Annotated in this window: 9 protein-coding genes and 1 tRNA gene; 4 read left to right on the top strand and 6 right to left on the bottom strand. The window is 48.2% G+C overall.

What is annotated here, in order from left to right; translation table 11 throughout:
- Nucleotides 1-50: 50 nt before the first annotated feature.
- The 3 genes from PHE17_RS21300 (at nt 51) to PHE17_RS21290 (ending at nt 920) form a co-directional block, all read left to right on the top strand.
- Nucleotides 51-127: transfer RNA gene (locus PHE17_RS21300), tRNA-Arg, on the top strand.
- A gap of 110 nt (nt 128-237) precedes the next feature.
- Nucleotides 238-603 (top strand): type II toxin-antitoxin system RelE/ParE family toxin, encoded by a 366-nt coding sequence (locus PHE17_RS21295; protein WP_301017941.1) that lies wholly within the window; start codon nt 238-240, stop codon nt 601-603.
- Nucleotides 600-920, top strand: a complete 321-nt coding sequence (locus tag PHE17_RS21290) for a helix-turn-helix transcriptional regulator (RefSeq protein WP_301017940.1) — start codon at nt 600-602, stop codon at nt 918-920. Before PHE17_RS21295 ends, PHE17_RS21290 begins: the two co-directional genes overlap by 4 nt.
- Nucleotides 921-1,208: 288 nt before the next feature.
- On the opposite strand, the gene PHE17_RS21285 is transcribed toward PHE17_RS21290, so the two are convergent.
- The 6 genes from PHE17_RS21285 to PHE17_RS21260 all read right to left on the bottom strand — a co-directional run bounded on the left by PHE17_RS21285 (nt 1,209) and on the right by PHE17_RS21260 (nt 5,554).
- Entirely contained in the window at nt 1,209-1,637 is a 429-nt protein-coding gene (locus PHE17_RS21285; RefSeq protein ID WP_301017939.1) for a hypothetical protein, read from the bottom strand.
- Between the two features lie 34 nt (nt 1,638-1,671).
- The gene (locus tag PHE17_RS21280) at nt 1,672-2,208 is read right to left on the bottom strand and encodes a hypothetical protein (RefSeq protein WP_301017938.1); all 537 of its coding nucleotides are present in this window, start codon (nt 2,206-2,208) and stop codon (nt 1,672-1,674) included.
- Between the two features lie 17 nt (nt 2,209-2,225).
- Nucleotides 2,226-3,407, bottom strand: a complete 1,182-nt coding sequence (locus PHE17_RS21275) for a lipocalin family protein (protein WP_301017937.1) — start codon at nt 3,405-3,407, stop codon at nt 2,226-2,228.
- An 80-nt stretch (nt 3,408-3,487) separates the two neighbouring features.
- Complete coding sequence (locus tag PHE17_RS21270; RefSeq protein WP_301017936.1) at nt 3,488-4,234, bottom strand: hypothetical protein; 747 nt, start codon at nt 4,232-4,234, stop codon at nt 3,488-3,490.
- Nucleotides 4,235-4,257: 23 nt separating this feature from the next.
- Nucleotides 4,258-4,830 (bottom strand): GYF domain-containing protein, encoded by a 573-nt coding sequence (locus PHE17_RS21265; protein WP_301017935.1) that lies wholly within the window; start codon nt 4,828-4,830, stop codon nt 4,258-4,260.
- Nucleotides 4,831-4,903: 73 nt separating this feature from the next.
- A complete protein-coding gene (locus PHE17_RS21260; RefSeq protein WP_301017934.1) occupies nt 4,904-5,554 on the bottom strand; it encodes a GYF domain-containing protein in 651 nt (216 codons plus the stop codon).
- Nucleotides 5,555-5,758: 204 nt separating this feature from the next.
- Here PHE17_RS21260 and PHE17_RS21255 point away from each other — a divergent pair, with 204 nt between their 5' ends.
- On the top strand, nt 5,759-6,127 hold the full coding sequence (locus tag PHE17_RS21255) for a helix-turn-helix transcriptional regulator (RefSeq protein WP_301017933.1): 369 nt from the start codon (nt 5,759-5,761) through the stop codon (nt 6,125-6,127).
- The last annotated feature ends 132 nt before the right edge of the window (nt 6,128-6,259 follow it).

Here is a 6,259-nt window from a genome sequence, read left to right as displayed (position 1 = left end):
TCGGCACAACGTGCAGGGTGGCAGGGGTGGTATACTGTGCGCCCTTTAAAGCGCCCGTAGCTCAGCTGGATAGAGTATTGGTTTCCGAAGCCAAGGGTCGTGGGTTCGACTCCCGCCGGGCGCGCCACCATTCACAAAAGGCTTATTTCTAAATGGGAAATAAGCCTTTTTCTTTTCATCCGGCAAGATAAAAATGGGTACTGTTGAGGAATATTCCTATATGGGTATAATGTGCCCATGAGCAAAATGCTAGTTAAGCCGCTGGAATGGGTTGCGTCCACAAAGAAGGATTTATTGTCCATGCCGCCGGATGTGGTGGATGTGTTTGGATATGCACTTCATTTGGCGCAACAGGGTGGGAAGCATATACAGGCCAAGCCACTCAAGGGATTTGGCTCGGCGGGTGTATTGGAAGTGGTTGAGGATGATGACGGCAATACCTATCGGGCGGTGTATACCGTGCGATTCAGCAATGCGGTCTATGTGCTGCATTGCTTCCAGAAAAAATCGCACAAGGGCATTGCAACACCAAAGCAGGATTTGGATTTGGTGCATGACAGATTGAAGCTGGCACAACAACATGCAGAAGGAGCGAGGAAATGAGTAACATCGAACGCGGTAGTATGAACGTATATGCCGACCTTGGTTTGGACAATGCCGAAGAAATGTTGGTCAAGGCGCAACTGGCCACAAAAATTGGTGACATCATCAAGCGGCGCAAATTAACGCAAGTGCAGGCCGCTGAACTACTGGGCATTACACAACCGAAATTATCCGGCTTGCTGCGCGGACAATTTCGTGGAATATCGGAAACCAAGATGCTGGAATGCCTTACTCGGCTTGGTCGTGACGTTGAAATTATTGTTAAATCTGCGCCACGTTCGCGCGCGGAGGGGCATGTGACTGTGGTATTCGCTTGATTATCAGAAACTACATCAAGGTAACAGAACTGCCATCTCCCAGTGCACAGATTTATCTCTTCGGGCGCGCCATTTAACCAAGGGGTTAGGCAGAAAGCCTAGCTTCTTGTTTATTCTCTGTAGCAAAACCGTATCACTTCTGCGGTCAATCCATCGTGCAAGATGCTCATTGGACGGGTGCGCATATCTCTGCACCATACCCGATACTGACCCCACACGCCCCTTACATTATTACCACGTAGGCAAATAAAAGTGTTTGCCTAGCCCACGTGACTTGCGCAAATTAAGTTAGTGCTCGAAACATGCTGCGGACAACAATGCTGCTGCTTTCTTCCGGGCATTTTTCTGCTCTGCCGGATTCAAGCTTTCCCAATAGCTCAGCGTCGCTTTGGTCAATTTGGCACCATGAACTGCCCGACCGGTAAGCGGGTTGATAGCAGCATTTTCTAGTCTGGTGATGAATTGCTTGTTATCCTCAAAAAAAGGAAGCGCAGCCTGCATCGTATTTAAGCTATCCACGCTTAGAAGTCTGCACAAACTGTCTAACCCCTTGAGGTCTGCGTTGAACTTGTTTTTTCTGTGCAGTATTGGCATGACGAAATTTCGCCAATCCGATTGCCCAAATGAATCTCTTGCGTAAAGCTCCCAAGCGGCAACGAAAGCTGCCAATTCGATTCGTCTGTTATTTGCATAGCGAAGAACTACATATTTGGGCATTTTGCAAACTCCTTTGTTGGATATTTTAGTCTTGTCAGAATGCAACCTTCTTGAGTTTTAATTCCTCAAGTTTTTTAGGTCTATCTACCCATTTCCCATTCACCATTCCGCTATGATTGACCATCCCAGTAACTTTCCCATTCTCGTACTGTGCCGTCTCGGCGGGGTTGTAGCGATTCATGCGTGGGAATTTGACCAAAATGGTCTCGCCGATTTTAGTTACCTCAGGCACGCTACAGTTGCCAAAACTAGCACTGAAGGCGGCTTGTTTGTTTTCAATAATCAGAAAGTGGTATATCGCACCGCACGACGTACCCCTTCCACCACTCGAAATCAGCAAAACATCCTTGGTCCCGATTTCCCACTTATCTTCAAGACCGATATACATATCACCGAAAGGCGATTTCTTTTTATTGATATAGATGTATCCTTCAACGTATTCTCCTTCTGCCACACTTATCAGCCCATAGCGTGTATTTGCTAGGTCTTCCAATTTTGGCATTTCCGAGCAGTATGCTGATACGGATACCATGAGAAGGCCTAGCGATATTATTACCATTCGTATTTTCATTTGCTTGCTCTCCAATTTTAGTGATAACGATTTTCCGTGATGTACTCACGCAGCCTGATGGGCAACTGCTCATAGGCACTTGCCCCATATATCCTGAATAATTTCTGCTTGGCTCCCTTATCGACCAGGACTGTCTTATCGACCAAGACTGCGTAGAGATGCCCCTCCTGATCGACACAATAGGCACCAGCCATATACCCGGCGCTATGGGGTGCCATACCATGGCCACACGCGCGCTTTCCGTCCTTGTCCATGACCATGCTGGAACCCACCGTGATGTTATCCAGGAACTCTTCGAAATCCTTGCCCATCAACAATCTGAATGGCTGATCGAACTGCGCGCTTTGTGCAAGAGTAGAGGGATACTCTTTAGCAATCTCAGCGAGATTCACAGCGCCCACACTACCAGGTGTCGGATTCATAAAACTCAGGTCAGATGAGGCTTCCTTTTCGCGCAATTCAGATAAGGCCTTCTTTTCGCTTAAGCATGTACTGCTTCTTTTGTTCCCTGATTTTCGTATGATGGTTTCAAGTTGAAGCTTACTCTCAGAGAGCGAAACGATCATCCCGTCCATCTCTCCGTGTGCTGCATCGACTGTCACTGTTATTGAACCATTACTTGCTTTTTTTGCCACCATGGCTATTTTGTTTCCGTTTTTTTCATAAGCCCCACTGAAATATGCCTCACTATCATAACTTTCAAAACTGCCATCATTATTGAAAGTAAAAGTGCCTTGGGTAGTAGAACCATTGGGATTCTGTGTTTGGCAATTCCATGTGCCAACAATTAGAGCTTGCTCTTCCCGCTCCTTTTGCAGGGCTAACTCGTGCTCAATGCGAGCCTTCTCATCAACTTCTGTGCGTTTCTTTTTTTCCCAAACAAAATAACCAGCAACGCTGGCAGCAACAATAGCGAATGCCACGAACACAATCAGCACGATTTTTATACTGCTGTTGCTTTGCGGTTTTCCTGCCGGGGTAGGAATCGACATGGGTATCTTAACCGCTGGAGGCGGCGGTATTTGCGGTCCGGATGGAACTGGCGGTGGAGCATTAGGCGCTGTCGTGCCCGGCAGTGGAGGTGGCTGCACTTTTGCACTGGGCGGGATCGGCGGAATACTACCCGGTAGCGGTGGTGGCATTTTTCCGGCCGCGCCCGCTAAAGGTGGGGGTGGAGTGGATTTATCGTTTTCGTTCATTGATGATGACCCCTTGAGAAAATATTCTGTTGCCCTTCAGTTGATCGCACGGGTATGCCAAAACCTGTACGAATATTCACCTATTTGCACCCAGTAAAAAATGCCCTCTCCACGTCAATGGCGCGCCACCGATGCGGCTTTCCATCCCAGTCATGCCAGTTCAGTCCTTGGTGATTCAGGTCTTGGGCTTGATGACAACAGAAAGCGCACCACCGCGCGTAGGTTTCCGCTTGGTGTAATCTCCGCGCCTTGCTCCGTGTGTAATTTGTAGAAACGTAAAGATCGCTGCACTCTGCACGACTCTGCAAACATTCTGAGATTACTGAGTCATACACACCTGCCTTTTCCGGTGTCATAAACGCGATCACCTTGGAAGCAAAAGACATCCCCAAAAATTTTATTTGCATGGCTGACAATAACGCTTGAGACAAGTCATCTTCTCGAACAGACTGCTGCACAGAACGGAGTAGCTTGAGTATCTCTTCTCGTGGTTGAGGGATTGAATTTTTTCGGCCACGGCAAAGTTGCATTGCTTTGCCTTTAGCCCTCCCTTGCCTCGACACACCATCACGCCCCGACACATAGCCCCAATAGACCACTGAAATAAGGCCATGCAATAAATCCTGATCTGAATGGCTGTTCAGTAATTTGTTGTGGAACTTATCCAGAGCTAGCGATGGGCAAAGCAAGCCGGGAAGAAAGCGCATCCCCCAAGCCTCAAGGTGTTCTGGGTTTTTCGGTTCCGATGCCGCAACACGTTCCAGCCGCCACGCTGGGTATGCGTACTGATTTCTTGCAGCAACGTAATCAAATTCTTTGGCGCACATGATCAACCTTCCTGTTCATTGGCCTACCACCAGCCGTTGTCATTGAGAACCATCTTTTTGTAGTAGTCGATGTTTGCCCGTGTTGCAAAAACTGCGGAGGCAATGAAACTGGTGATTCTGGTGTTAGTAATCCCCATAGCATGAAGAATCATTTCTAAAATTACGATTGCCGCAAAACACAATGTGGTCAGCACAATCGCCTTCTTCCACATCCCCTTGGCAAGGTAATAAAACCCGACGAAAAAGAAGCCCCAGAAATTGATAACCACCTTCCTTCTTTCTCCATACGTTAAGTCACGAAAATGAGGTAATTTGTATCCACCAGCTTTTTCAATGAGAGCAAATTTTGTTTTCCAAGGCTCTTCAATTTCCATTTGCGCCACTGCGGGCGACGAATGCGGCATAGGTGGTGCGATGCGTGAAGCCTCTTGGCTGGCAACGGTAGGTATCTTCGATACGGGAAGCCACGATGCCATCCCTTCCTTCCACGCCAGATCATCCGGCAGGATTTGACCGCTCTTGATGTAGGCAGCAAACTCTTCAACGCTGTATGGCCCAAACTGCTCACCGTTACGACTTACCAGATATGACGACATTGATTTCCCCCTTTTTTCGACATTAAACAAACAAGCCACAATACTTGTCGCAACTCAGAATGGTAGATATGTGTTACCACCACTCCACGATAGGGTTGCCTTTTTTATCAGTAAAGCTACCGGCAAGAATCATGACAAAATCAACAATGACCCAAGGTACAGAGACGATGAGGCCGATCACGGTCAAACTGAAAATGAGTTGCGTAACGCCTGTGCCAACCTTGCCAACCAAGAAACGATGAACACCAAACAGTCCGACAAACCAACAGACCAGAGCCAGAACCCCCTTGCTCATGTTGGCGCGCGTGACGAAACTGGGTTCGATAAATATTTGGGTGGCATGACCATTCGCATCTGCGACGAAATCTACATCTAAGCCTGGCATCGGGGCACGCCCAGCGTGCCAGTTGCTCCGAACAAGCAGATAGCGGTTGCCATCACGTCCAGAAATGTATCCTTGCCCAGACATGGGATCGAACGAGAGCACACAACCTTTAATACTGCCACTAGCCTTTGTAGCAGGAGGTGGCGGTGCAACGCGCGTAGCTGAAGCTAAAGCCTCACCCCGTTGGGGAAGAATCTGCGATAGGGGTCGCCAGTCTGCCATTCCTTCTTTCCATGCTAAATCAGATGACAGCAGCTGGCCCTGCTCCAGCATCGTGCGCACCTCATCTTCACCATAAGGCCCATACTGTTGTCCATCACGCGAAATATTAAATTGCATCAAGCCACCTAGGTTAGACCGCGCTTTTACATATATTTCAATTGCACATCTAATTTTTAGATATCCCACTACACCAGTGTAAGGAATTCACAAGTTTGCATTTTGTGCAAGATTATCTACTTATTTGGCGCAATACGCCAATTATCAAATACTGCTGCGTTTAAACGCTTTGCGTAAAACGCCATAGATTTAGACAATTGGCGCATGGATATAGGACGAGTCATCCGTGCCTTGCGGCAGGAAAAAGGGCAAACGCTAGAACAAATTGCATTAGCGATTGGAACTGACCCAAGCAATTTGTCACGTATTGAACGGGGTGTTCAACAGCCAGCAGCAAGCTCCTTGCGAACGATTGCCGCAGCACTTGGAACGACGGTAGCCGCACTACATGTACGCGCCGAAGATGTGGGTCATGCTCCAAAAAAGAAACGCGACATGTTTGGAGCCGACGAAGCAGATTACACCAGTGAGTCCATTCAGCTACGCCGTAACTTCCGCACACTCACCCCCGAAAACAAACGCCTCGTCGTCGACTTCGTCAAGCTACTGAACCGCACACAAAACCGGCAGTAATGCAGGTTTTGGAAAGCGCAAAAACTGGCGTATATTGACGGGTTGCCCCGGCCATGACAGCACTGCACCTATGGAACAGATACGAATTCGCGGCGCACGCACGCACAACCTGAAAAACATCAACCTCGACCT

Origin of the sequence: Thiothrix sp. (assembly GCF_028714775.1) — a bacterium.
In the GTDB taxonomy this organism is placed as follows: Bacteria; Pseudomonadota; Gammaproteobacteria; order Thiotrichales; family Thiotrichaceae; genus Thiothrix.
This window is presented reverse-complemented; position numbering and strand designations above follow the sequence as displayed.